This is a genomic window from Methylovulum psychrotolerans, assembly GCF_002923755.1.
Classification (GTDB): domain Bacteria; phylum Pseudomonadota; class Gammaproteobacteria; order Methylococcales; family Methylomonadaceae; genus Methylovulum; species Methylovulum psychrotolerans.
On sequence record NZ_PGFZ01000020.1, the window covers coordinates 13,337 to 37,299 of the forward strand.

The 23,963-nt window shown below is 49.9% G+C and carries 22 protein-coding genes; 18 read left to right on the top strand and 4 right to left on the bottom strand.

The window, feature by feature from the left end; genetic code table 11:
- Nucleotides 1–29: 29 nt before the first annotated feature.
- From AADEFJLK_RS21745 to AADEFJLK_RS21760, 4 genes are read right to left on the bottom strand one after another with little or no spacing between them, the layout of a single operon-like run.
- The gene (locus tag AADEFJLK_RS21745) at nt 30–503 is read right to left on the bottom strand and encodes a hypothetical protein (RefSeq protein ID WP_103975752.1); all 474 of its coding nucleotides are present in this window, start codon (nt 501–503) and stop codon (nt 30–32) included.
- 59 nt (nt 504–562) lie between these two features.
- The gene (locus AADEFJLK_RS21750) at nt 563–1,675 is read right to left on the bottom strand and encodes a phage portal protein (protein WP_103975753.1); all 1,113 of its coding nucleotides are present in this window, start codon (nt 1,673–1,675) and stop codon (nt 563–565) included.
- Nucleotides 1,656–1,895: a hypothetical protein gene (locus AADEFJLK_RS21755; RefSeq protein WP_103975754.1), complete on the bottom strand. Its 240-nt coding sequence runs from the start codon at nt 1,893–1,895 to the stop codon at nt 1,656–1,658. The genes AADEFJLK_RS21750 and AADEFJLK_RS21755 overlap by 20 nt, the downstream gene beginning before the upstream one ends.
- Nucleotides 1,892–3,742: a terminase large subunit domain-containing protein gene (locus AADEFJLK_RS21760; RefSeq protein WP_103975755.1), complete on the bottom strand. Its 1,851-nt coding sequence runs from the start codon at nt 3,740–3,742 to the stop codon at nt 1,892–1,894. Before AADEFJLK_RS21760 ends, AADEFJLK_RS21755 begins: the two co-directional genes overlap by 4 nt.
- A 163-nt stretch (nt 3,743–3,905) precedes the next feature.
- Here AADEFJLK_RS21760 and AADEFJLK_RS21765 point away from each other — a divergent pair, with 163 nt between their 5' ends.
- The 18 genes from AADEFJLK_RS21765 (at nt 3,906) to AADEFJLK_RS24795 (ending at nt 23,603) form a co-directional block, all read left to right on the top strand.
- Nucleotides 3,906–4,766, top strand: coding sequence for a GPO family capsid scaffolding protein (locus tag AADEFJLK_RS21765; protein ID WP_170065216.1), 861 nt, complete (start codon nt 3,906–3,908; stop codon nt 4,764–4,766).
- 33 nt (nt 4,767–4,799) lie between these two features.
- A complete protein-coding gene (locus tag AADEFJLK_RS21770) occupies nt 4,800–5,810 on the top strand; it encodes a P2 family phage major capsid protein (RefSeq protein WP_103975757.1) in 1,011 nt (336 codons plus the stop codon).
- Nucleotides 5,810–6,538 carry a phage terminase small subunit gene (gene gpM / locus AADEFJLK_RS21775; RefSeq protein ID WP_103975758.1) on the top strand — a complete coding sequence of 243 codons (729 nt, stop codon included), beginning with the start codon at nt 5,810–5,812 and terminating at the stop codon, nt 6,536–6,538. Before AADEFJLK_RS21770 ends, gpM begins: the two co-directional genes overlap by 1 nt.
- Nucleotides 6,538–7,107: a hypothetical protein gene (locus tag AADEFJLK_RS21780; RefSeq protein ID WP_103975759.1), complete on the top strand. Its 570-nt coding sequence runs from the start codon at nt 6,538–6,540 to the stop codon at nt 7,105–7,107. The genes gpM and AADEFJLK_RS21780 overlap by 1 nt, the downstream gene beginning before the upstream one ends.
- A 101-nt stretch (nt 7,108–7,208) precedes the next feature.
- A complete protein-coding gene (locus tag AADEFJLK_RS21785) occupies nt 7,209–7,667 on the top strand; it encodes a glycoside hydrolase family protein (protein ID WP_103975772.1) in 459 nt (152 codons plus the stop codon).
- Complete coding sequence (locus AADEFJLK_RS21790) at nt 7,667–8,164, top strand: head completion/stabilization protein (protein WP_103975760.1); 498 nt, start codon at nt 7,667–7,669, stop codon at nt 8,162–8,164. Before AADEFJLK_RS21785 ends, AADEFJLK_RS21790 begins: the two co-directional genes overlap by 1 nt.
- Nucleotides 8,161–8,568 (top strand): phage tail protein, encoded by a 408-nt coding sequence (locus AADEFJLK_RS21795; RefSeq protein WP_103975761.1) that lies wholly within the window; start codon nt 8,161–8,163, stop codon nt 8,566–8,568. Before AADEFJLK_RS21790 ends, AADEFJLK_RS21795 begins: the two co-directional genes overlap by 4 nt.
- Complete coding sequence (locus tag AADEFJLK_RS21800; protein WP_103975762.1) at nt 8,565–9,218, top strand: phage virion morphogenesis protein; 654 nt, start codon at nt 8,565–8,567, stop codon at nt 9,216–9,218. The genes AADEFJLK_RS21795 and AADEFJLK_RS21800 overlap by 4 nt, the downstream gene beginning before the upstream one ends.
- A 29-nt stretch (nt 9,219–9,247) precedes the next feature.
- Nucleotides 9,248–9,592, top strand: a complete 345-nt coding sequence (locus tag AADEFJLK_RS21805) for a phage holin family protein (protein WP_103975763.1) — start codon at nt 9,248–9,250, stop codon at nt 9,590–9,592.
- Nucleotides 9,576–10,016: a phage tail terminator protein gene (locus AADEFJLK_RS21810; RefSeq protein WP_103975764.1), complete on the top strand. Its 441-nt coding sequence runs from the start codon at nt 9,576–9,578 to the stop codon at nt 10,014–10,016. The genes AADEFJLK_RS21805 and AADEFJLK_RS21810 overlap by 17 nt, the downstream gene beginning before the upstream one ends.
- A 9-nt stretch (nt 10,017–10,025) precedes the next feature.
- Nucleotides 10,026–10,352 (top strand): hypothetical protein, encoded by a 327-nt coding sequence (locus tag AADEFJLK_RS25295; protein ID WP_211299305.1) that lies wholly within the window; start codon nt 10,026–10,028, stop codon nt 10,350–10,352.
- Nucleotides 10,349–12,163 carry a hypothetical protein gene (locus AADEFJLK_RS21820; protein ID WP_103975765.1) on the top strand — a complete coding sequence of 605 codons (1,815 nt, stop codon included), beginning with the start codon at nt 10,349–10,351 and terminating at the stop codon, nt 12,161–12,163. Before AADEFJLK_RS25295 ends, AADEFJLK_RS21820 begins: the two co-directional genes overlap by 4 nt.
- A 27-nt stretch (nt 12,164–12,190) precedes the next feature.
- Nucleotides 12,191–12,544: a hypothetical protein gene (locus AADEFJLK_RS21825; RefSeq protein WP_103975766.1), complete on the top strand. Its 354-nt coding sequence runs from the start codon at nt 12,191–12,193 to the stop codon at nt 12,542–12,544.
- Nucleotides 12,545–12,567: 23 nt separating this feature from the next.
- Nucleotides 12,568–12,978 carry a DUF1799 domain-containing protein gene (locus AADEFJLK_RS21830; RefSeq protein WP_103975767.1) on the top strand — a complete coding sequence of 137 codons (411 nt, stop codon included), beginning with the start codon at nt 12,568–12,570 and terminating at the stop codon, nt 12,976–12,978.
- Between the two features lie 3 nt (nt 12,979–12,981).
- Nucleotides 12,982–19,857, top strand: coding sequence for a tape measure protein (locus AADEFJLK_RS21835; protein ID WP_103975768.1), 6,876 nt, complete (start codon nt 12,982–12,984; stop codon nt 19,855–19,857).
- Nucleotides 19,858–19,897: 40 nt separating this feature from the next.
- A complete protein-coding gene (locus AADEFJLK_RS21840; RefSeq protein WP_103975769.1) occupies nt 19,898–21,778 on the top strand; it encodes a hypothetical protein in 1,881 nt (626 codons plus the stop codon).
- Nucleotides 21,779–21,789: 11 nt separating this feature from the next.
- Complete coding sequence (locus AADEFJLK_RS21845) at nt 21,790–22,677, top strand: hypothetical protein (RefSeq protein ID WP_103975770.1); 888 nt, start codon at nt 21,790–21,792, stop codon at nt 22,675–22,677.
- A gap of 395 nt (nt 22,678–23,072) precedes the next feature.
- Nucleotides 23,073–23,603, top strand: coding sequence for a hypothetical protein (locus AADEFJLK_RS24795; protein WP_170065210.1), 531 nt, complete (start codon nt 23,073–23,075; stop codon nt 23,601–23,603).
- The last annotated feature ends 360 nt before the right edge of the window (nt 23,604–23,963 follow it).

Sequence of the window (23,963 nt, forward strand, 5' to 3'; positions counted from 1 at the left end):
CCTAGTGCGGGTTTTTTTATGCCTGGGGTTTAGCCAGCCATGGCCAGCAAGTCCAGTTGCAGTTCGGCGCGGCGTTTGGGTGGGGTGGTGCGGATGATTTGCACGGCCATGAGCTGCACGTTGGTGATGGGCGGCAGTTCGGTGCTTTGGTAGGACAGGTCTACCAGCACCCGCGCCTGGCAGGCTGGGTTTTGGCATTGGGTGTAAAAGTCGCTGGTGATGTGGGTGGGGTTGTAGCGGGCATAGATAACGGCGGGTTGCCCGCAGCAAGAGCAATGGATGCGTTGGCGGCTGGATAGCAAGCCGTTGGGGTTGGGGTTTTGCTTGTCGATGGGCAAGCGGGAGGGTTGGAGCAGTTTTTTAACCGATAGGGTGTAGGTGGTACGCGCCCCGCACGCTTTGATGTCGGCGCATTGCAGGTCTAGGGATGATTCGGTGTCGGTGAGCTTTTCAGCGCGGTAGAACACCGAATCAGTTTTGCAGTAGGGGCAGGTGGTCTTCATGGTAAAAATCTCCTCAAATTTTGGTGATAGTTTACCAGCTGTTGACAGTGGTTAAGGCACTACGGCGCGGAAATACCCCAATTCGGTGCTTCAAACTGGATAGGGTTGCCGCTGACTTCTTCATTGATGCTTAGGAATTTGTTTTGCATTGGTTCTATTTCAAATTCATGATAGTACATCATGACTTTGATGCGGTCGCCTAAGCTACCGGATTGCGGCGGCAGTACACCAAGGAATTCCCCCGCCACGCGGTGTACGCCCAGCATGGCTTGCAGAGTGAGTTCTTGAATGGCCTTGAATTCGTCGCCAGTGGCCGCTTGACCTACTGGAATCACTTTGACAGGTTCGCGGCTAGATGATTTTGGCACGTCAATATAGATTGACCGGAAGTTACCCACACCTTTATTGCTTTGGATTGAATCACTAAGCGTTTTGTACATTTCGTTACTGAGTCCGGCATCATTAGTGACAAAGATGTTTCCCGTGTGAGCGCCGTTGATAAAGTAGCGGCGTTTGAATAAGGTTGAATTTTCGCCGAGCATGGCGGTTTGCATACCGCCTAGATATTCAGGGGTTCCGTAGATGGTTTGTTTTGCGTCTACGGTTTTTAGGTGCAGGACTTCGCCCGGCTGGTATTTGATAAATCCCCAATAATTAGTGGTCGCCAAGTCGTTGGTGGAACTGATGGCGTTGAGCAGCTGCACAAACACATCTGGGTCTTTGTGGGGGCGCATACGGATAGCGGGCAAGCGGGAGAGGCGCACGACTTTGCCGAAGCCGTTATAGTGCCGCTGAAAGTAGCAGTTGCCGAAAACGTGGTAATCAAAGGCGGCGGCTTCAAGGTCTTTATAGCTAAGCATTGAATTGGCCTTAAAGTATTTTAAGAGCATGTTTTTCTTAAAATGCAGGATAGGGCCATGGTACGCATTGACGTTGATGAGGTCGGCGATGCCGATTAAATCAACGGGCGGTAACCAATATTCGCCATTCGCATATAAGAACGTGCCTAGGGAGCTGACAATATTATTGTTCAAGACAGATTCAGGTTCGCCAAAGCTGAAACGTAGGCCATTGTCAGTGCTGGCGGCCGCCGGGCTGGTGAATTGTTCGGCCACGCCGCTGATGAAGGTCTTGGCGGCGGCGATGCCGTATTTAAGCTGGGTTAAGTTCATATTTTTGGCATTGACGGGTTGGGTGGTTTAGGGTTCCGCCCCAGATCACGCGGTCGGGCGGTAAATTGCCCAAGGCGATGAGGGCCAGGTTTATTTTTTGTGGGGTCGGGTTGGTTTTTAAATAGGCTTCGAGTTTTTGGCAATGGCCGATGCCGTCGCCGTCGCCGATGGGGTCGGCGGTAAAATGGCGGCAGGTGCGGCAACTGACTAGGGCGGTCATGCTTGTATCACCACCGTGCCATGTTTGTGGCTACCCACCAGCGGCTCGTAGCTTACGCCGTTGATGATGGCCCATGCGGAATCGCCGTGGCCACCAGCGGCATTTCGTTCAGTTTTGTAGATAATGGCCCCAGATCCGTTGCTGATTGTTTTCTTTATTAACATGAATGAGCTGATTACATCCTGATCGCGTTGCAGCATTAAAAACCGCTTGGTGTTGATGAGGTCGAGCATTTTCATCACCAGCCTGTTTTTGTTGTCTGGCGAGTAGTTTAACGGCGTAACGGCTGGGTAAAATCTTTGGACGTGTTCGTGTACGCCTATGCCTAGGCCATTCAAATCTAGTGCTATGTATTGGACGTTATAGTTTTCAACATCTTCTTTTATGCGGTTAGCTTGGAATTCAAAATTTTGGCCTTGGAGTTTTCTTAGACCCAATAACCTAAACGGGTCTTTGGGTTTGATGGGGATGCCCAGCAAGGCGCGTTGTGCCGCGTCGCCCTTTAGCGATACGCCCGTATCGTAGCCGATGGCTACGGGGTTGTTAGCATAGGGGCGGGCGGCATTGGGGTTGTAGTCTTTCCATTCCATGGCTTCCAGTACGCAATCTAACAGGGTTTGCAGGTTGAAGACGCTTTGAGAATCGTCGATAAACTTGCACATGTAAAGGTTATCAAAGGCATCTTGACTGCTGGACTCTAGCTTAAGCATATCGATGTCGATACGGTCAAAGCCTTGGTCAACGGCATCTTGGGCGGTGACGATATGCCGCCATATCCCATCCGGGAACATTTGGCCGTCTTTCAGGTTTTGCCATGTCACATCAAAGGCGGCGCGTTTTTTCTCCGGCAATTTGTTGTTGTAAATTTCGCCGCTCCACATCGGATAGGCTTGGTGGCTTTTCGCGGACGGGGTAGAAAAGTAGGTTTTACGCCAATGTTTGTGGGTCGCTATCGCCCCGGCAACGTGATTCACTTTTTCAAATTTCGGTATCCAGAACACTTCATCTATATAGAGATGGCCTGTATAGCTTTGCGCGGTGGTGGCGTTGGTCGATAAAAACCGCAGGTTAGCCCCATTTGACAGGGTGATAACGTCCGTGCCTTTTAGGTCAAGTTCAAGGTAGATTTTGGCGAAGGCTATCATGTAGCCCTTGAACACTTCCGCCTGGCTACGGCTGGCCGACAAGAAGATTTGGTTATCGCCAGTTAGGATGGCATCTTCTAGGGCTTCCCACGCAAAATAAAATGTTGCACCAATTTGGCGACTTTTTAAGATAAAGCGGATACGGCGGGTTAGCGGGTTTTCTTTGGCGGCGTGCCAAGCGGCGGTGTACTGGCAAGTGAACAGCTTGGCACGCACTTCGGCGAGCATCTCTGGGGTGATTTCCGAGATGTCGTTTTTGACCTTTTTTTCTTTCTCTTTGCGTTTGCCTTTGGGGCGCGGTGCTTCTTGGTTATCACCTTCAGTAGCAGCTTGGGCGGTGGCGGTGGGGATGCCGTTATTTTTTATCCATAAGGCGCGGGCTTTGGTTTCTTCAGCTTTAGCCAGATCAATCTTTAAGGCCCCGAAAGCTTTGACGGCGCGTTGCCATTCTTCTTGTTGGTTTTTGGTTTTATCTTCGATAGCGGTTAAGACGCTGATGCGTCTGGCCAGCACTTCTTCTACCGTACCCTCCGGGCAAAAAGCATCCCATTTTTCGGATTTCCGCCATGAATAAACCGTGCGCGGTGGAATATTGAAATTTAAGGCGATGTCGTCCACCGTTGCGCCGCGAATAAACATGGCGCGGCAGCATTGGCGCACTTCGGGCGAATAACGGAAGGATTTATCGGCTTTGCTTGTCATGACTGCATTTTATGTAATGCAATCGGGGTTGTATTGGTTAAAGTTTTTGATTTTGTTTGATCTTGTGGGTATCAAACGGGGCTGGATAGGCGGGGCTTTATTGTGTGCGGGGTTGCTTGTAATCTGTGTGCAACTGGGTGTTTTAGCAATAAAGGGGTTGATTGTGGCGTTAAAAACTAAGCCTTTTCGGGTTGCCCGAAGCGGCAATACTATTGACGGGCGGAAGATTACGCTGGAGATGCTGACCCAAGCGGTAGAGACCTATAACCGCGATAGCTATACGGCGTTGATTTGGCCTGACCACTTACGCGGCTATAACCTTGGCGTTGTTGACAGCATTAGCTTGCAGAAAAATACTGAAGGCGGGGTTGATTTGTATGCCGTGTTTGAGCCTAACGATTTTTATCGTTATAACAATGACAGCGGTCAAAGGCTGTTTACATCCATTGAAGTAATGCCCAATTTTGCTGGTACTGGTAAATGGTATTTTACGGGATTAGCAGCGACCGATAACCCGGCAAGCTTGGGCACCGAAGAAGTCAGGTTTAGCAAACTGCCTGATGATAAAAATTTTTACTCAACCTTTATTGAATCTAACGTAGTTGTCGAGGATGACAAGCCGCCGTCATGGTTTATGAAGTTTACGAAACATTTACAAATTAAAGGTGATGACGAGATGGCCAGCACGGAATATGTCGAATTAAAAAAACTGTTTGATGCGCAGACGGTTGCGTTTACAGAGCTGAAAGAATCTGTAACAAAATTGACGGGTACTAATCCGCCACCGCCTGCCGCTGGTGATGATGTCAAGGTGACGGAATTAACGGCCAAGGTGACGGAATTAACCACACAAGTGGCAGAAAAGGATAAGTTGTTGACTGACTTTACCGCCAAGCTGGCGACCTTGGAAACAGGATTTACTGACATCAGTACCAAGCTGGCGGCGGCGTTGCAAGAGCAGCCGGGTACTAATTCGCCAACAGCTGGTGGCGGCGGTGCGGATGAATTCGCCGCCTACGTTTAACCTGCCCCCCTTTTTTTTATGGAGTAAACAACAATGGCTTATCCATTACCCCCCGCCGCTCGGCAGGTGTTTAACCAATTTATTGCCCTGAGCGCAAAAGCTTATAGTGCGGAACCCGGCCAAGAGTTTACCGCGACCCCGATGGTCGAAAACACCTTGATTAAAAAGCTGGTCGAAAATGGCGGTTGGTTTATGCCGTATCTGACCATCATGCTGGTACGGCAGCTTAAGGGCGAAAAAATTGCCATGTCGGTTTCTGGCGGCTCGGCGACGCGGACGAAAATTGTCGGCAATGCTAAACGGCAGGCCCGCAACCTTATCCAGTTGATTAATGCAAACTATGAGTTGTTTGAGGTCGATAACGACATCAGGGTGCTGTATGCGACGCTGGACGCTTGGAGCGAGTTCCCAAATTTTGCCGATTTGTTTAACACGCTGGTTAAAGAAGCGATGGCTAACGACATTATCAGGGTCGGTTGGAACGGTACCACCACCGCCGATACGACAGATATTGCGACTAATCCCGATATGTCGGATTTGTTGGTGGGTTGGCTGCAAATCATGCGCGAATTCAATAGCGGCTCTAACTATCTGGACGGCGCGTCTACGGGCATTGTCTTGGGTAGCCGTCAGTACCCAACGCTTGATAGTGTGGTAAATGAACTGAAATACACCATCCCTGTACATCTGCGGGATGGCTTGATAGCGATGGTATCGGATGACCTGATGGGCTATTCAGAAGGCCAATATTATCGTTCGCCGGAAATGACCGAAGCGAAAAAGGCCATGATCGAATCTGGTCGGCAAATTGTAACAACCTATGGCGGTTTGCCTGCTGTTGTACCGCCGTTTTTTATCGATGGCGGGATTTTGCTGACGACTCCCGGCAATTTACAGTATTACATGCAGCGCGGCAGCATCCGCCGGACTATTCGTGACGAACCGGATTATAGCTCAGTTGCCGATTACAACAGTTGCAACGGCGGGTATGTCGTTTACAACGAAGAGCAAGCGGTTTTTGCTGACGGCATTACGGTCGCTTAATGAGTATACGCGACATAATGCAGGCCAAGCGGGACAGCATTAAAAGCGCAGCGGCGTTGCCAAAGGTGCCTGATGTTCTGCCCGCCCAGGCAACGATAAATAAGCGGGCAGGACAGCCGGAGAAGTTGCGGTTATTTTTACAGCAGCTTTATAACGACGTTGGGCAGCTTAAGGCGGTTAGCGATTTGGCGGAAAAGCAAACCATCAAAAAAGGGTTGCTGGCAAATTACACGACGTTTGTGGCCGCTTATATTGACGCTGGCGACAACTACCCAAACCCGGTAGCTGTGCAGGTGATGATTTGGCTGTTTGATGTGATGGCCGTTGAGGCAGCGTTAAAAATCGCCTTGGTATTGGTCGGACAGAATCAGGCGATGCCGGAAAACTTTGGCCGGAACATGCCGACGTATGTTTGCGATGCGCTGTATGACTGGGCCAATATTATGCTAGTCGAGGGGTGGTCTGCTAGTCCTTACTTAGATGAGTTGGTTGGGCAGTTGCCGGGGTGGGATGAGCGTTACACGTTGCCTGTTCCCGTTGTTAGCAAATGCTATGCGATGTTGGCGAAACATAAAGAGCGCGAGGGGGATATGAACGATAACCCTGCTATGCAAAAAGAATTATATCAACGGGGTTTTGAGCTGTGCGAAATGGCGCAGGCGCATAATCCTGAGAAGCACGGGACAAAGACCCTTGCCAGACGCTTAAACGATAAGAGGAATTACTGATGGGCAGTTATTTGAACCGTTTGCGGGCTTTGCCCGTTGTAGTATCCACCAGCATTACGCGGCCCGCGAATACCACGACTTATGCGGCTGGGGATGTGATCGCTAATAGCGCGTCTACACCAACAGCAATTGTCGTGGCTAATTGCGTTGCGCTGAAAGGCGGCTATGGCCGTATTTCTTCGGCCCAACTGATTAGTTCGGCGGCTCCGGCGTTACCGTTGCAAGCGGATGTGTTTTTGTTTTCGGCAGTGGTTGGGCTGGACAATGACAATGCGGCGTTTACGCCCACGGATGCGGAAATGCTGACCTTGGTGGCAACGCTTCAGTTTTATGATGACCATGCCCCGTTTGATTCGACGGGTGCGGCGGTCGCCAGCTTTAAATCGCCGCGCTATGCGGACGGTGATGCGAGCAGCAACCGGGTTTATTTTTCGCAGCCATTGCCCAATAAGATTTTTAAAACGGCTGATACGACTAAGAACTTATGGGCGGTGGTAGTGGCGCGTAATGCTTATGTGCCTGCCTCCGGCGAAACTTTTACGCTCTTTATTGATATTGAGCAAGATTAAAACGGCTCCTCAAGCCCAGTGCAGACGGATTTACGCGGCAACCTTTTAAGGCCTTGGCGGGTGGTTTGTCTGAGCTGGCACTATTTTATAAGGCGGTTTTTGTGGATGATAAAGTCGTAAATTTAGTAAAAGGCCATGAAGGGTTTAGGTCGATAGTTTATAACGATACCGTGGGTATTGCCACGATTGGATATGGCTATAATCTGGAAGCTAACCCTTTACAGTTATCTGCACAAAAAATCGCCCAATTGAAGGCGCACGGTATCGGTATGGTTGAGGCCAGTTCTTACTTGGTGCAGATGCTGGATATTATTGAGCATAAGCTGTCCGGCAAGTTGCCGTGGTGGTCTAAGCTTAATTTGGCGCGGCAAGCGGTATTGTTGGATATGGCTTACAACCTTGGCGTTGACGGCTTGCTGGAATTTAAGAACACGCTGGCGGCGGTTGGCCGGAGTGATTATGTGGCGGCCAGCAAAGGCATGTTGGCAAGCCGATGGGCTGGGCAGGTTAAAGACCGGGCTAAGCAATTGGCTAACATTATGATTGTCGGTCGGCTGTAATGAGCTTTAGCGGTAAGCCAGCCAACACGACCGCCCAAGCTGTCACTAATGACGGCTTTTGGCCGGATTTGACGGTGGGGGATTTGGTTGATGATTACCGCATACCAACTGAATATGCCGATGCGGTGGTGCTGATGGGTCTTAAAGCGGCGATGGTATTTTGCAATAAAGAGCTGGCGGCGGCGAAGCTGGCGATTATTGGCGATTATGACACGTTGGCTTTGTATTGCGCCGCCAATTCTAGCCAGATTGATGGTGATGAGGTTTTGCATTTTTACTATGTCCATGCCGTTTGTTGCTATGCCAAGGCGTTTTTATTGCAGCAGTTTAATAGCCTTAACCGCAAGCCCAACGCGGAAAACGCGGCCAAGGAAGCCCCGCAAACTGAAGAATATTGGATGCAGCAATGCTGGGTAGCTATCAATAATTTGCTGGGGTCGGTGTTGCCGGAAGATGGCTACACTGACCCGCGTTATGCGCGGGTGACGTTGCTGTGATTAAGATCGGGCAGTTACATACCTTTCTGCAGGGGCTTAATTTTGTGGCGGCTGAGCAGATTGATAGCTGGGTGGATGATTTGCAGATTATCCCGTCTGGCCGAAATACCGGTGTGCCTGGGCGTATTATTGTTTGCGAAAATCATTACACCGCAACGTTTTTTATTGAGCGTTACCCCCATGGCCGGATTAACGAAAGCATTTTGACGGCGAGCATTAGTTGCTGGCTGATGGAAAACAGCGGCGATAGTCTGGATAAGTTTGAGTTCCCGATTATTTTAGATGTGCTGGATGCGCAGGTGGCTAATGTTGAGTTTGGCATCCCGTTTCGTGAGTTTGTCTACGCGCAAGAAGATGAAGCCGGCCCGTTGGTTTTTAATAGCAAAACTTACTCGCTAATATGATTACGCTGAGGCTTGATGGGGCTAGTGCTGTGCAACAACGCTTGGCAGCGGCTCCGGCACAGGTACGGCGGGTAGTGATTAAGGCTTTAGCTAAACGAATTTTAGCTAACAGCAAGGCGCGGATTAGGATGCAATCTGACCTTAATCAACAAGCGTTTACCCCGCGCAAATCGACACGGCGTAAAAAAATGCTGACTAAGTTGGGGCAACGGCTAAGCATCCGGGCTGTATCGGATACTGAAGCGTTGATCGGTTGGGCATCATCTGTAGAGGGCCGTATTGCCGCTAAGCAGCAATTGGGCAGCACGGAGACGTATACCGCCGCCTTAAATCGGCAGCAAGCAAGGCGGTTGCCTGTTACTGCACCGGCGACGCGCATACAAGCAAAGCAATTGCTCGGCTTGGGCTACAAGGTTCGGCGACAAAATGGCGGATGGAAAACGCCGACGATGAAATGGATTACTGAAAATCTGACAATTGGGCAAGCCGGGTTGTTGATAAAAGAGCTAAAGGGGGTGACGGCAGGGCAGTCTTGGCAGATTGTGTTACCACCGCGCAGTTTTTTAGGCGTTACGGATAGCGAGGCGGCAACAATTCTTAATCAAATTGTGCAGTTGCCGGAAGTTCAGGCCGCTTTAAACGGGTTTTAAGCCCTTAACCTTTAATTAAAAAAACGATTATGGAAAAGCCAGTTTTAGAGGTGTTTGGGTTATCGGCGGATGCGGTGACGTTTTTGTGGGTTGCGTTTTGGGGGGCTTGCGGAGGTACTGTTAAGTACATCCAGAAACTCAACAAGGGCTATTGCCGTTTTTCGGTCACTGAGCTGATCGGCGAGTGGGTGGTGAGTGGTTTTGTTGGCTTGCTGACGTATTTGCTGTGCGATTCGGCGGGGCTAGAGGTTAAGGTGTCGGCGTTTTTGATCGGCGTTACTGGGCACATGGGCAGTGGAGCCATTGTGATTTTTGAAAAGGCCGCTCAGGCTTTATTTACCAAGTGGTTTGGCAAAAATGATACACCTGCCTGATCTTGTCGATTGGGCTGACTGCTTGACAGAAAATTGCCCCACGTTTGGCGGACGGTTTTATCAAGTTATCCCTGACGACAGCTTGATGATTGATGACAGGGAATCCCCCGTTGGTTTTGTCTATTTGAGCGGGGATGCGGCGGAGACTAATTCTATCGCTACCGGAGTGCGGCAGCGGGTGGCGATGGAAGTGACAGTTGAAGTTATACAGCGGCGCACGGCGAGTAAGACGGATAAGTTTAGCAGTGTTGACGCTGACCAACAGCGGATTTATCGCTTAGAAATACAAGCGGCTTTGGTGGGTTGGAAGCCTGTTAATTGCCTAATACCTATTGAAAGGGTAAGCGGTGAGCAGGGCAAAAAAGACCTGCGACAACTGACTTACAAAGATACGTTTAGAACTGATTACATGATTTTTAAATAGCGAGGGGTTATGAGTTTATACGCAACACCCAAGACAATTGCTCAAGTCAAGGCTTCGGGCAAGCCAGGATTTTATAGCAAACCCCACGGCGGGTGGTTTTTTGATGGTGAAGTATTGCCACCTATTGCCCCTATACCTGCACCGGAGCCGCTGGCCGTCGCCGAACCTGCACCGGAGCCGCTGGCCGCCGCCGAACCTGCACCGGAGCCGCTGGCCGTCGCCGAACCTGCACCGGAGCTATTGGCCGTTGTTGAACCTGCACCGGAGCTGTTGGCCGTCGCCGAACCTGCACCGGAGCTGTTGGCCGCAAAAACAACCAAGAGGAATTCTAAATGAGTACCAGCAACCCGATTATAGCCACAAATACTGCCGTCAGAGCCAAGGCGGAATCCACCTACGGTGTTGCCGCTTTGACAGCGGACGGCGATGCGGTGATTGCTAATAAGGTTACGGTCAAAATTGACCATAAAACCATTGATGCAAACCTTGTCACGCCGACGCGGGGCGGGAAAGCGAAGAAATTTAGTTATACCGATGCGTCCATTGATATTGAATGTGATTTGGCGTTGGGCGGGGCAAATGAAGTGCCGGTGCCTGGCAGCTTGCCACAGTGGGATATTTTGGCGCGGGCTTGTGCTTTGCAGCGACTTTTCAATTCGACGGCAACAACCAACGCTTTAGTAGCGGGTGGGCGCAGTAACGTAACGCTGGATGCCGGTGAATCTGAGGTTGATGGGTTTTATGCGTTCCACAGCCTTTCGGTCGCTATTTTATCCGGTACCGCGCAGGCTTCGGGTTCTGCCGCTAAAAACGTTATGAAGTTAGCGGCGGCGACGGCAGAAAATTCGGGTACAGCCGATGGTGATTCTACGACGACCCTGATTATTTTGGGCGGTAACCCTTCGGGTATTGATGATGACTATGTTGGGCAGACTATTGTCTTAAACGGTGAGAGCCGGACAATTACGGCATACAACGGCACTACCCATGCGGCAATAGTCGGCACGGCTTTTTCTGATCCGACAGGTGAAGAGCCTTACAAAATATTGTTTAGCAATGCCAAAATGTCCGGGTACTTGATTGCAGTTAAGCATTATAACGGCACTATTATTGATACCTTTTCGTTTAATAGCACAACGAATGCCATTTGCTTGCCGTACAGCGTTGTCGGTACACAAAATCTGGCTGGGATGTATATCAAAATTACGACGGGTGGCAATGACCCAGAAACATTAAGAATTGGTGCTTATGATGTTTCTATCCGTAAGGCTACATTAAACGGTACGCTGGCTAATAACCCAAACAATACCAGCACGTTTGAAATTATCGAAAAGCGCACGATTGCGGCGTTTAACCCTGACACTGTTATTGCTACGGTATCGAGCAATTTCTACAAAGCCCCGGCAGCCGGTGCGACGTACTCTATCGAGCAAGCGCGGGTGATTACGTCTTATACGGGTGCTACGCAAGTTTGTGCTGTTTCGCCGCCTTTTTCGCAGTATGTGGCGACGGGCGCGGATTACACGCTTAATCCGTACATCCAGTATACCCAGTTGCCCAGCAAAACAGGCGAAGCATCGGCCACTATTGAGTGGTTTAACGATGGGCTGTTTTATCGGTTTGTTGGCTGCAAAGGGTCGGCGGTATTTGGGCTGGATGCTGATACGTCTGCTATCGGTACGTTTAGCTTAAAAGGCAGCTTGGATGTTTATGATGATGTGGATATGCCGGATAACGAAATGTTATCGCGGTATGTGCCTTCACAAGTTGTTTGCGCTGATACTATCAACTCACGCTTGATAGTGGGCTTTGCTGATGCGGTGGTACATAAATGGTCTGCGGATTTGGGAAATGATGTGCAGTACCGCAACGTGCCGGGCGACAAACGTGCCTATATTACCGACTGTAACCCTATGCTAAAAATTACGGTCGATAAAGGTCTGAAAGTGGATTGGGACTATCAGGGCTTGTTGCAAGCGAATACCAAGCTGCCGACTTTTGTTGCTCTAGGTGATATGGGCAATCAAGTTATTTTGGGTTTTCCACAGACACAAATTACGGCTTGCCCAGACTCTAATACCAACAGCGTGATGACGGCTGACCTTGAATTGATGGTCAAATCTGATTTTAAAATCGTCTTGAATTAATCAGGACAAAAACCGAGGAGATAAACAATGGCGTTAACTGTTGGAAAAAAAAGACAGTCCACTTTTACGGCAACGTTGCCGGAAGTCGGCGATGGCGGCAAAACGATTAACCACACGGCTGACGTGACTTTAGACGTTTTGAAAGCAGATGAATATGCGGCGGTGCTGAAGCAAAATTCTGACCGGGCGTTGGTCGAGCGTACCTTGGTTAATGTAGTCGGATTGAAAGATGAAGATGGCAACCCGATGGAATTTAACGATGAAAGCAAAGCGGCCCTGCTGGAAGAAACGTGGATTGTGGCGGCGTTAGCGAATTATCAAGTCAATTTGCAGCGCGGTATCAGTCCGGCAGATGTAACTAAGCGGTTGCTGGGAAACTAGCCCGCGCCGGTTATCATTGGGCCATGCCTACGGGCGTGGCCCATGATGGCACGGACAGTTTTAAAAAGCTCAACATCCGACTTCCGGCAAAGTTTACAAAACCTGTGGAGCAGCCACGGGATTTTGTTGTCGATTATGACGCGTGGCCAGCGTTTGAGTTTTTCTTGAAAATACAGGCTTATTGGCTGCATGGCTTTGGCGGGATTACCGGGCTTGACCATGGCGCGGTGATCGGGCGGATAAAACTGTTTGAGTCTTCGCGTAGCAAACAGCAACGGTTGCTGGAATGCCTTGAAGCGATTGAGCAGGGGGCGTTACAGGCCTGGGCTGATAAGCGGGCAGAAGATGATGACAAAAAGCCCGATAAGCAGCGGGTGGCGTTGACCGCAACACAAAAAAAATCAATTGATGAGCGTAAATCATGGAGATGTTAAGCAATGGCCACTAACCTTGATCTTACGCTACGGCTTCGTGCCAATGCCGACGGTTCGCTTTCGGTTATTCCTCAGACTACCCGCAATATCAATCAGCTTTCGGCGGCTAGCGACCAAGCTAGCCGTTCGGCGGCTAATTCCCAACGTTCCTTTAGCCAGTTGGCTACCCAAACCCTCGACCTTGGTGGCGCTGCCCGCGCCGCTGTAGCGGGGTTTTCTGCGTTTGCTATTTTTAATGCGGGCAAGGAAATTATCGGTGTGGCCGATGCGGTTAAATTAGCGGAATCACGCATTATCGCTTCGACGAAATCAACCGGTGATTTTGTTTTTGCTAATAAGGCGTTGCTGGATATTTCCATGCAGACGCATACTGAAATGGGGGCTAATCAGCAGCTTTTTTCACGCACGAATGCCGCTGTTGAGCAAATGGGCGGCAGCATTAAAAACACGCTGGCGTTTAACGACATGTTGGCTAAGTCGCTGAAATTGTCGGGCGCGGCGCAAAGTGAAGCCAATTCGGTTATTCGGCAAACGTCACAGGCTTTGGCTTCCGGCGTGTTGCGCGGCGATGAGTTCAACAGCATTATGGAAAACGGTTTTGTCGTAGCCCATGCGCTAGCTGATGGCCTTGGTGTTAGCGTTGGGGCATTGCGCAAAATGGCGGAAGCCGGGGAATTGACGGCGGATAAAGTTTTTACCGCTTTGCTTTCCCAAGCCCCTAAAATTGATGAAGAATTTTCTAAAATTCCGGTGACGGTAGCTGGGGCATTTACAAACGTAGAAACGCAGTTTGGCCAGTATGTAAATGCGACTAATAATGCGCACCGCGCTACGTCTAACCTTGCTAGCGGCATTGATACCGTCGCCCATAACTTGCCTGCCATTTTAGATGTGCTGGTATTGGTTGGGGAGGCGGCAACGCTAAACTTAGCCAGCAAAGGTGTTGGCGCGTTGCAGGCCTTTGTTGTCGGCCAACACCAAAGCCGGATAGCCTCACAGCTTGCAGCGGCGGCGATTGCCCAGCAAACTGCCGTTGAGCAAGCCCATACTGAGGCCTTGGCAATTAATAGCCAAGCGACCCTGAGCAACTTGCAAAGCCAAGAGTTAAGCACCCAAGCGGCACGGCAGGCGGCGGCGGCACAAATTGCCTTGGCAGAATCCGAGATTAATGCCGCCCAGGCGACGATTGCATCAACATCTATGATGTTAGGCAGCACCACGGCTATTAATAATCGGGTAGCGGCACAAATTGCCTTGGCAGAATCTGAGCAACGGCGCACGGTTTTAATCGCTGAACAAACGGCATTGGATACCCGGCAAACGGCTATTACTGCTGAGTTGACGGCAGCACAAACGGCTTTGGCAACGGCAACGGCTGATTTAGCCGCCATGCAAGAGGCGCAGGCATTAACAAGCCAAGCCGGACGCGATGCGATGATCGCCAGCGCACAAATTGCCAAAAGCAATACCGATGCGCAATTATTAGCCGCCGAAGCAACACAAGTAAGCATTATCGCCTTGCGGCCTCAAGCTGCCGCCTCTTTGGCGGCGGCAGAGGCTGATATTGCCCGCGCCCAAGCAACGATTGCTGCTACGGCGGCGGCGGTGCAAAATTCGGCAGTCTTGCATTTGCGCACCCAAGCCGAATACGAATTAGTTTTTGCTGAGCAAGAACGCACGGCAGTAACGGCTGAAATTGCGGCTTTAGATGCCCAGCAAGCCATTTTATCTGCAGAAGTGACGGCGGCACAAACGGCGCAGGCTACTGCCGTGCGGCAATTGGCGGCTGCTCAAGAGGCAAATGCCGTAGCATCCGCTGCACAACGCGCAAGCATGATGGCATTATTAAGCCCCATGAATTTGTTGAATGTAGCTTTTGCGGGGATTATGGGCTATCAGATTGGCTCATGGATGAGCGGATGGACACCCATTGCAAATACTGCGACGGCAGTAGTCGGAGGCTTTGCCCGTGCTTTTGAAGATGTATCGTACTGGGCTGCAAAAACCAAAGCCGCTTTTACGGATTGGGGCAGTCTGGATGCCTTAACCGAGGCTCACAAGAAAAGTACCCAAGCTATCTTGGATAATGTCCATTCGACATTTGAGTATCGTCAAGCCCAAGATGCGGCCATTGCCATAACAAGTAACTACAAAGACATTAAGCTGTCTACCAAGTCCGCTGAGCAAATTTTTAATGAAGAAATGAGAAAGTCAGTAGATTTACTGAATCTCTATGAAAAAACCAACCATCAAGCGGGGCTATCGACAGAAGAATTTACCAAACATCTTGGCGATTTGCGTGATGCGTATGACCGGGCAATGCCTGCACAGGATGCGTATTTGAAAAAAATGGCTGAAATACAAAAGGCAACGGATAAGGCGAACCTTAGCCCTCTGGAGTTTGACAAAAAACAAATTAATGATGACCCGCGTTTTTCGACCGAATCGGCAAAAGATAAGTTGGATGCGGGTATAGCTAAGGCTAAAGCCAATTTAGATGCCGCGCGTGAAAGTTTAAAAACGTACAAACGCGATTTAAGCGAATTGCCTGACATTGCCGGAAGTGCTACCAAGTCGGCGTTGCTAGATGAAGAAAAACTAAAACGAGAGCAGCAGGCCCTTGAGTCTTACAATTCGACAGTTGCCAAGCTAAATAATGAGTATAACCAAGCTGTCAGCAATAATGCCAATTTGATTGCCGCTACTGAAGCGCAAAATCAGGCTGAAGAGCGGAGAAAAGCCGCTGATGCCGCTGCGTCTGAAGCTAAAAAAGCGGATAAAAAAGATGAAAAAGAAGGCATTAAGCTTTTAGAGGCCGCGCATAAATCCGCTTATGAGGTGCAGATAAAAGGTATTGAGCAAGTCGCCCAGGCACAACTGGCCTTGAATGCCTTGAATGCTAAGCAGCTGGAGTTTGATTATCAGCAAAATAATATCGGCTTGCAAAGCTATCTAGCGGAGCGTGAAAAGCTGATACGCCAAGCTACTGAAACCGAAGTCGCCGCATTGGAAAAACAAAAACAGGCGGCAATGGCGGCGGTGCATACTTTCCAACCGACTGAATTTAAAATCGACGGGCAAGAAAATACGGCACTTTTTGAAAGTCTGTTGGATAAATTTGATAACGATTTGCAAAAAGCTAAAGCGGCGTACATGCAAGCGCATAGCGACTTGACGGTTATCCCACGCGAACAGATACGGACATCAAAAGAGGTTGTTGATATAAACGATAAAATCAACCAAGTTTACCGTAATCAGGAAGTAGCGTTAACCGATTTAAACCGCACGGCCATCACTGAGACCCAAGCTTACACCCGCACCATCGATGAGCTAAACGTCAAGTATTTGGAAGTGACTGGATCAGCACGGGCCGCGTTTTTAGCCCGCCAAGAACTTGATAGCCGCGATGGCTTGAAAAGGGCGAATGCTGACAAGACTAAGCCCGATACGGCAATGGTTGGTCTAATCAACAAAACCAATAATGCGGCCTTATTAAAACGCGATACCGAAGCGGCAATCACTTACCAAGAAAAGCTGAATGAAATTAACCGCTCAACCCGTGATATTGGCCTGACCAGCACTCAGTCTTTCGATTTGATAAATCAGGGTATCGGCGGCTTATCTAATGCCTTTGACAGTTTCATCAAATCTTTGCATTCAGCAAATGATGCGATTGCCGATAATGCCTTGGCAGCTAAAAAAGCCGCCCTTGATTCTTCCCTTGAGCAATCTGAGCGCGATAATCTGGCAAAAGCCTATGCACAAAAAAGCATCAGTTTGGAGCGAGAAAAAACGCTGGCCGGATTAACGGGTATTCGGCAACTGACGGGAGCCACTGCCAATATGTTTGGCGAAAATACGGCGGCACGGCAGGCGTTTAGCAAAGTAGAGCAGGGGCTGGCGGCGGTTGAATTGGTATTGCAAGCGCAAAAGCTGTTCGGCATTGGCGCAGTGGCGGCGGCGGAAACAGCCTCTATTATCCCCAGCGTGACTGCCAGCACCGTTAAGGGCGAAGCAAAGGCAGCAGAGGCAGTGGCTACCCAAGCTACAGCCGGCCCGTATATTGGCTTTGTTTTGATGGCGGCGATGGCGGCGGCCATGGCAGCTATCGGGTTTGCCACGGGCGCCTTGGGCAGCTCTATTGCCCAGCCGCCTGCGTCTTCTCCCGACACCGGAACAGTGCTGGGTGATAGCACCGCGCAGTCCGAGTCTATCGGCAATATTGTCAGCACGCTTAAAGATATTCACGCTTCTGAATACCCGGAATTGCGCGGTATTAATACGGGCATTACGGATTTGCAAGCAGCGTTGTCGGGGACAATTACGACATTATTCCAAGCGGGTGGGTTGGATACGTCTAACGTTGGCTTAAATTTAGGTAAAAAATCAGTAACGGGTATTGGTGATTTTTTTAGCCCAAAAATTCTTACATTATTCGAACCGCAAAATTTTACGAAATTGTTAGATGCTGTATCTGGCATTGCATTAATTGACGCAATTTTTTCTGGCGGATATACATCAGTAGTTGAGAGGGGCATACAGACAACTTCGCAAACATTTAGTCAAATTATTGACGGGGCAATGCTCAAAGCTCAGCAATACAACGTTATCAAAATCCGGTCATGGGATTTGTTTAGCGATTCGACATCTTATGAAACAGCGTTTAATAGTCTGAATAGCCGCGTCGAACGCTCTTTAACCGCTGTTTATTCTTCGGCGGGGCAGGTAGCGATTTCCTTAGCACAAAATCTGGGCGGCAATCTGGAACAGCAAGTCCGCGATTATGTCATGCCACCGTTAAAAATCGATTTGACTGGATTAAGCGGTGATGATGCTGCCAAAAAACTTAATGCCGTGCTGTCAACCGCTCTGGATACCATGGCAACCGATGTTTTTGGTTCGGTGGTCGGAAAATATCAGCATTTGGGCGAGGGTATGTTGGAGACCGCCAGCCGCATTGTCGCCGAGGTCGCCGTCGTTCAGCAGTCACTCAGCACGTCGGGAATGAGCATGGCTGGGGATGCGGTGGCGATCAGCGACGCGCTAGTGCAAGCAGCGGGTGGCCTGCAAGACTTCCAAACCAATTTCAGCGATTACTACGACAAGTTTTTTAGCGATGCCGAAAAACAATCCAGCCGGCAAGCAAACTTAACCGCTCAATTGCAGGGCGTGTTCCTTGGTTTGCCCGATACCCGCGCAGGCTATCGGGCATTGGTCGAAGCCTTGGACTTAAGCAATGCCAAAGACCGCGAGCGTTACACCCTGCTGTTGCAGTTAAGCAGCGCGGCAGACAGTTATTATTCGTCATTGGAGAGCAGCTTAAAAACCTATCAAGATGCCGTTAAGACAGCCTACGATACCGCATCCAGTTTGCTGCAACAGCAAGTCACGACGTACCAAGGCTTTGTTGACTCACTAAAGAGCTTTGAAAAAACGCTGGTAAACAATAAAGCCGCCCCAGCTGACCAATACGCCACGGCCAAAGCTGATTTTTACGCGCTGCGCAAAACCTTGGCAACGGGTACCGACGCACAAAAAGAAACCGCTTTGGGCCAGTTGCAAAATGTCACCCAAACCTATTTGGATGCCTCTAAAAATTACAATGCTAGCGGCTTGGGCTACATCAAAGATTTTGCGGATGCCCAGGCTTTATTGACCCAGCAAATTGGCTACTCGCAGGGCAAGGCCGACGTGGCGAAAAGCCAGCTTGATGCCTTAACCTCGCAACTGACCGCTTTGGGCGTGCTAAATAAATCAGTTTTGACGGTAAAAGATGCTGTTGATGCCTTGGCGATCGCCATGACCGATTGGCAAAAGGCCAAAGCCGCCCAAGAGCAGGTGGCGGCGGATAATGCCAATAAGGCGGCATTTTTAGGCCAAGAATCTGCCCGCCGTGCTACTTACGATACGCCTATCGCCAAAAAGGCAGCGGCTTATGGCGCGGCAGCTCAACAGCAAGAAAATCGGCTGGGATGGAGCGATAACGCCAGCCGGAGTGCCTTTAGTGCGGAGGCCATTATTAAGGCAAATTCGGGGGCTGTTGTCGGCGGCGAGACCTATCAGTCTAGCAGCCGACAGTCTGGGCAAGTGATTGCCGGATTAAGGGATAGCAACTTTGCATCGGTGCGTGCCCAGTTTGGTGATATTGGGCATTTGTTGGAAGGCATATTGGGCGGGGTATTGCCGGATGTTTTTGTCAAAATCGCCGGGGGCGGGGGCAATGGCACCGAGTCATATACTTTTAACAGCCAAACCCGGACCCTGAATTCAGACGACATAGACCCGTTGGTGCGGATGTTTGCCAAAGATGCCGTTAGCTATTTGGCTGATGGCTTGGACAATAAGGCATGGGCTGATCAAGTTAAAGCGGTTAGCTTTAGCTCAATAGCGGGCGGCTTTAACAGCCTATCGACGTTGATGGATCACCTCAAACATCCGTATACCGCTAAAACTTACGACCCGTTGAAAAAGTATGCCATGGGCGGCGTATCGCATACGGCGGCAATTTTTGGCGAGGCGGGGCCGGAAGCGGCAGTGCCTTTGCCTGATGGGCGCAGCATTCCGGTAACGCTGTTTAATCAGCAGCCCGCTACGGTGTCGGTATCGGTGGGGATGCCGGATTGGATTCAGGCGTTGGTCAATGGGCCAGGCCCTTCGGGTGCCGATGTTAATCAGGATCTGGATACGTTGGCGGAGCTGAAGGCGGCGGTGGCGGAGTTGCGGAAGCTAGGGGATTTGCTGATCGAGCAAAACAAACATGCCGCCGCGAATGTGCGGACTGACCAAGCGGGATTTTTAAAAGTAGCGGAGAAGCTGGAAAAGCAGGTTGAAGCGATTGAGCGGGGTAATCGGGCTAAACGGGTGGAGACGATGAAATGATGGCAAATGTATCGACATCAATACATTTTGGGATTAGCTGATGATTATCTTATTGACAGTTTTGGCGTTGGATGCCAGCAATGCGGCGGTGACGTTGCGGTTTAGCGACGGCAAGTATATTGATGATGATGGTAATCCTTTTTCGCCCCGGATCGCTAAACCTGCCTTAGTTAGCGTGATTGCTAATGATGGCGGATTGTTTGCGATGTTTGCAGGTAGCAGTATAGGAGATATTGCGCTTGATAATACTGATGGCCGTCTGGACTATTTGGCGGATTATGCGGTTGATGGCCGCGCGGCTACGGTGTCTGTTTTTGAGGGCGGCACAGTGACGGATCGGTTTGTCGGCACGGTGGGGCGGATGACTGAGCAGGATGGGCAGGTTATTTTTGCGTTAAAGGCACGGCAAGAGACGTTGGGCAATCAGCACCCGCTGGACACTTATGCGGGTACTAATGTTTTGCCCGCTGGCATTGAGGGGACGGCAGATACGATTAGCGGTAATGTTAAGCCCAAGGTGTTTGGTGATTGTCGGAATATGTCGCCTGTTTTGGTCAATTCTGCTTTGCTCATTTATCAGGTGTCAAGCCGGGCAGATTGCGTGATTACGGCGGTTTATGATGATGGGATAAGGCTGTCCAACTATCAGGTTAATGGGGCGTTGAGCGTGGGGGCAACGTCTATTGCGGTTGATACTGGGATTGGCGATATTCCGGCTGGGGCGAGGGTGATGTTTAGCAACCACCAGACGATTTACACGGTAGCGACGGGGTTGGCGGCGGGTATTATTGAGTTGGGGACTGGTTTGGCGGTAGCTGTGCCTAATAATGCGTTTCTGGAGGTGGTGGATTTTTATGCCGACACTACGGCTTTGCAGTTTACGGATTATTTTGTGGATGGCGACCACGGGGCGGGTGATACGTCTGTTGCGGTGGCTTCTGGCGTTGGGGCAATTATTGCGGGTGACAAGGTGTCGTTTGGTAGCCATGTGGCTATTTATTCTGTAGCGACGGGGCTTTCTGGAGGGGTTGTTATCTTGGATGATGGCTTGGTGGAGGCTGTTGGCGATGGGGATGTAGTGCATGTTTTGGGTACAGATAGCCCGGCTTTGTGGGGCAGTTTTCAGGGGTATTTTCGGTTGTCGGCTAAGCCGTTTGGGGCGGTGACTTGTGATGCTATATCGGTTAATGGGTCTGGGGTAGTGCATAAGGCGGGGGATGTGCTGGCGTTGCTGGCTGATGAGGTGGGGTTTACGGTTGATAGCAGCGGGGTTGCTGAGATTAATGGGGCGGGGGTGTTGGGGCGGTATGTTGATAGTGCGGCGACGACGTTGGAGCTGTTTAATAAAGTGATGGCCAGTGTGGCGGGGTTTTATTATTTTGTTGGCGGTGAGATTTTTTTGAATTTGTTGGCGGCGCCGGCCAGCACGGAGGATTGGCAGTTGCAGGACTGGGAAATTATCAGTATTTCGCGGTCGGCGACAGGCTTGGGCAGTAATGGTTTGCCGATTTACAGCGTGCAATGCCAGTTTGACCGCATTGAGACGGTACAGGCGAGCATTGATGGCAATGTGTCAAGCTATTGGCGGCAACGGCTTAAAACGCAGTACCGCGAGCAGACGGGCGTGGATAGTGCGGTTTTGACACGGCATCCGTTAAGCATTTTGTTAAAAATCGAGAGTTTGCTGAGGTATTCGGGCAACGTGGCGACTTTGTTGGCTAGGTTGATGCCGATTGTTAAAGTGCGACGGGATGTGGTTGATGTGGTAGTTGATAGGGTGCGGGTTAAGTCGTATCTTATCGGTAGCACGGGTAAGATTTTTAATGATCGGCTGGGGTATTCGGCGGGTCGCAAGCTGGTTTTGATCGGCTATAAGATTGATGATGATCTTGGACAGGTCACGTTGTCGTTGTTTGGATAAAGGGGGTTGGGATGACTGGACAGGTTTTATTAGGGCTTAATAATCGGATTGGGGCGGCGACGTTGACGGCTACCAACGCCTGGGAAGCGGCTATGCCTTTGACTAATGTAAAAACGCCTTTTTTGGCTGAGGTTGCGCGGTCTACGACGGCTGATGATTTTACGTTGACGGTTTCGTTTGCGGGGTTGACGGCGCGGGCTATTGGGGTGGTGGCGATTGCCGGGCATAATTTGTCTAGGGATGCGACTATGCAGGTTAAGACTTACCAAGGGGCTACTTTGCTGGATGATTCGGGGGTATTGGCGGTATGGCCTTATCTTCATGCTGATGACCCGTTTTATACGGCGCATACGTTTAGCGCGGCGATTGTTGATGCTGATCGGGTGGCGGATTTGGTCACCAGTTGCGGCTATTACCTACCGGGTAACGCAGCCGGAAATAAAGTCACGATTACGGTGTCAGACAGTGGCAACTCAACCGGATACCTAGAGATAGGGCGGGTTTTTGTGGGGGAGTTGTTGAGTCCTGATTTTAATGTGGAGTATGGGGATGTGTCTTATTCTCGGACTGATTTGTCTGAGATTAATAAGAGCAAGCGGGGGGTTAAGTTTGCCCGGCAATATCGGTCGATGCGGGTGGCCACGACGACATTTAAGAATTTGGCTGAGGGTGAGGCGGTTGGTGGGGTAGTAGCGGCGCAGCGGGTAGCGGGTTTGGTTGGTGAGGTGTTGTGGTCGCCTGGCTGGCCGGAATATGTTGTGATTGATGGGGCAAAGGCGGTTAGTTCGTTTTGGTTTGAGCGGTTTTTTTTGGGGAATTTTACGGCATTGGATGCTTTGACTAATCCTTATCTGGATGCTTTTAGTATGGCGTTGGCGGTGGAAGAGGTGATGCTGTGACGGTTGTTGTTTATGATCGGACTAAAGGGGTTTTGAAGACTCGCGTTACGTCGCCTGTATCGCTTGCTCAGTTGCAGGATATTGCTAGCAATACAATTATTGGTAGGATTACGGGGGGGGATGGGAAGCCGGAGGTTTTGTCTCCTACTCAAGCCAAGGCTGTTATTGGGGTTATGGATGGGGCTACTGGGCCGGCGGGGCCTACGGGGCCGGCAGGTGCGACCGGATCGACGGGGCCAACGGGTGCAACAGGGCCAGCAGGTGTGACCGGATCGACGGGGCCATCAGGTGCGACTGGATCGACGGGGCCAGCAGGTGCGACTGGATCGACGGGGCCAGCAGGTGCGACTGGATCGACGGGGCCAGGTGTACCCTCCGGCGGCACTGCCAATCAGGTGCTATCTAAAATTGACAGCACTACCTACAATACCCAGTGGGTAACGCTTAGTGCTGGTGGTGGGGCAATATCAGCCATTGCATTACTAAGAGCTAGTCATTTTTATAATAGCTCTACTCAATTAGCTTTTAACAGCAACCCGGCACAGTCAAAAACCTTGTATAACACTGTTTCTGGGCTAGTATTTAATGCTAGTGGGCAATGCACAATATCTTTTCCTATCGGTATTTATATTATTCATGTTGTTGGCAACTTGCTTATAGCTGGGCATGATTTAGTTATAAGGTTTTCTGACAACTCAGGTACGCCTATTGCTAGCCCTATTAATGGCTCAGGTGGAACGGGGGGTACTGCTACTGCTTCAGTCGGCGTTAATTATACCCAGTATTTTTATTTAGACTTATCAGCCGCTGGTGGGAATACGGTACTCTATATGGGCGGTGCGGCTAATAAACTTTATATAGATGTAGTAGCGGCTGGAGCGTCAACTACTTTTGTAAGCACGGTAAAAATAGAAAAAATAGGATGATAAATTTCATAAAAACCAACTGGTGGAGCTAATTCCAATTAAATTTTAGATATTATAAAATAGTAATAATATTATAACAATAATTACTTTATTATTTATCTGTCAAGCAACAAAAGCACTCCTCCTCACCTTTTCGGTTCTCCTCCTCTATTTTTTGTTGCAAATTGCGAAAGTGCAGATGAATACAAGCTATTCCGTAGCTTTTTGGCCTGAATTTTGTTGTATTTGATAGGGGTATTTTGATGGAAAGTGGCTGTTAATCGGCTAGGTAATAGCCACTTTAACAGCCACTTTTAACAAATGATAAAATAAATAATATATTTATCAATAACTTGTATGGTGGAGGCGGCGGGAATTGAA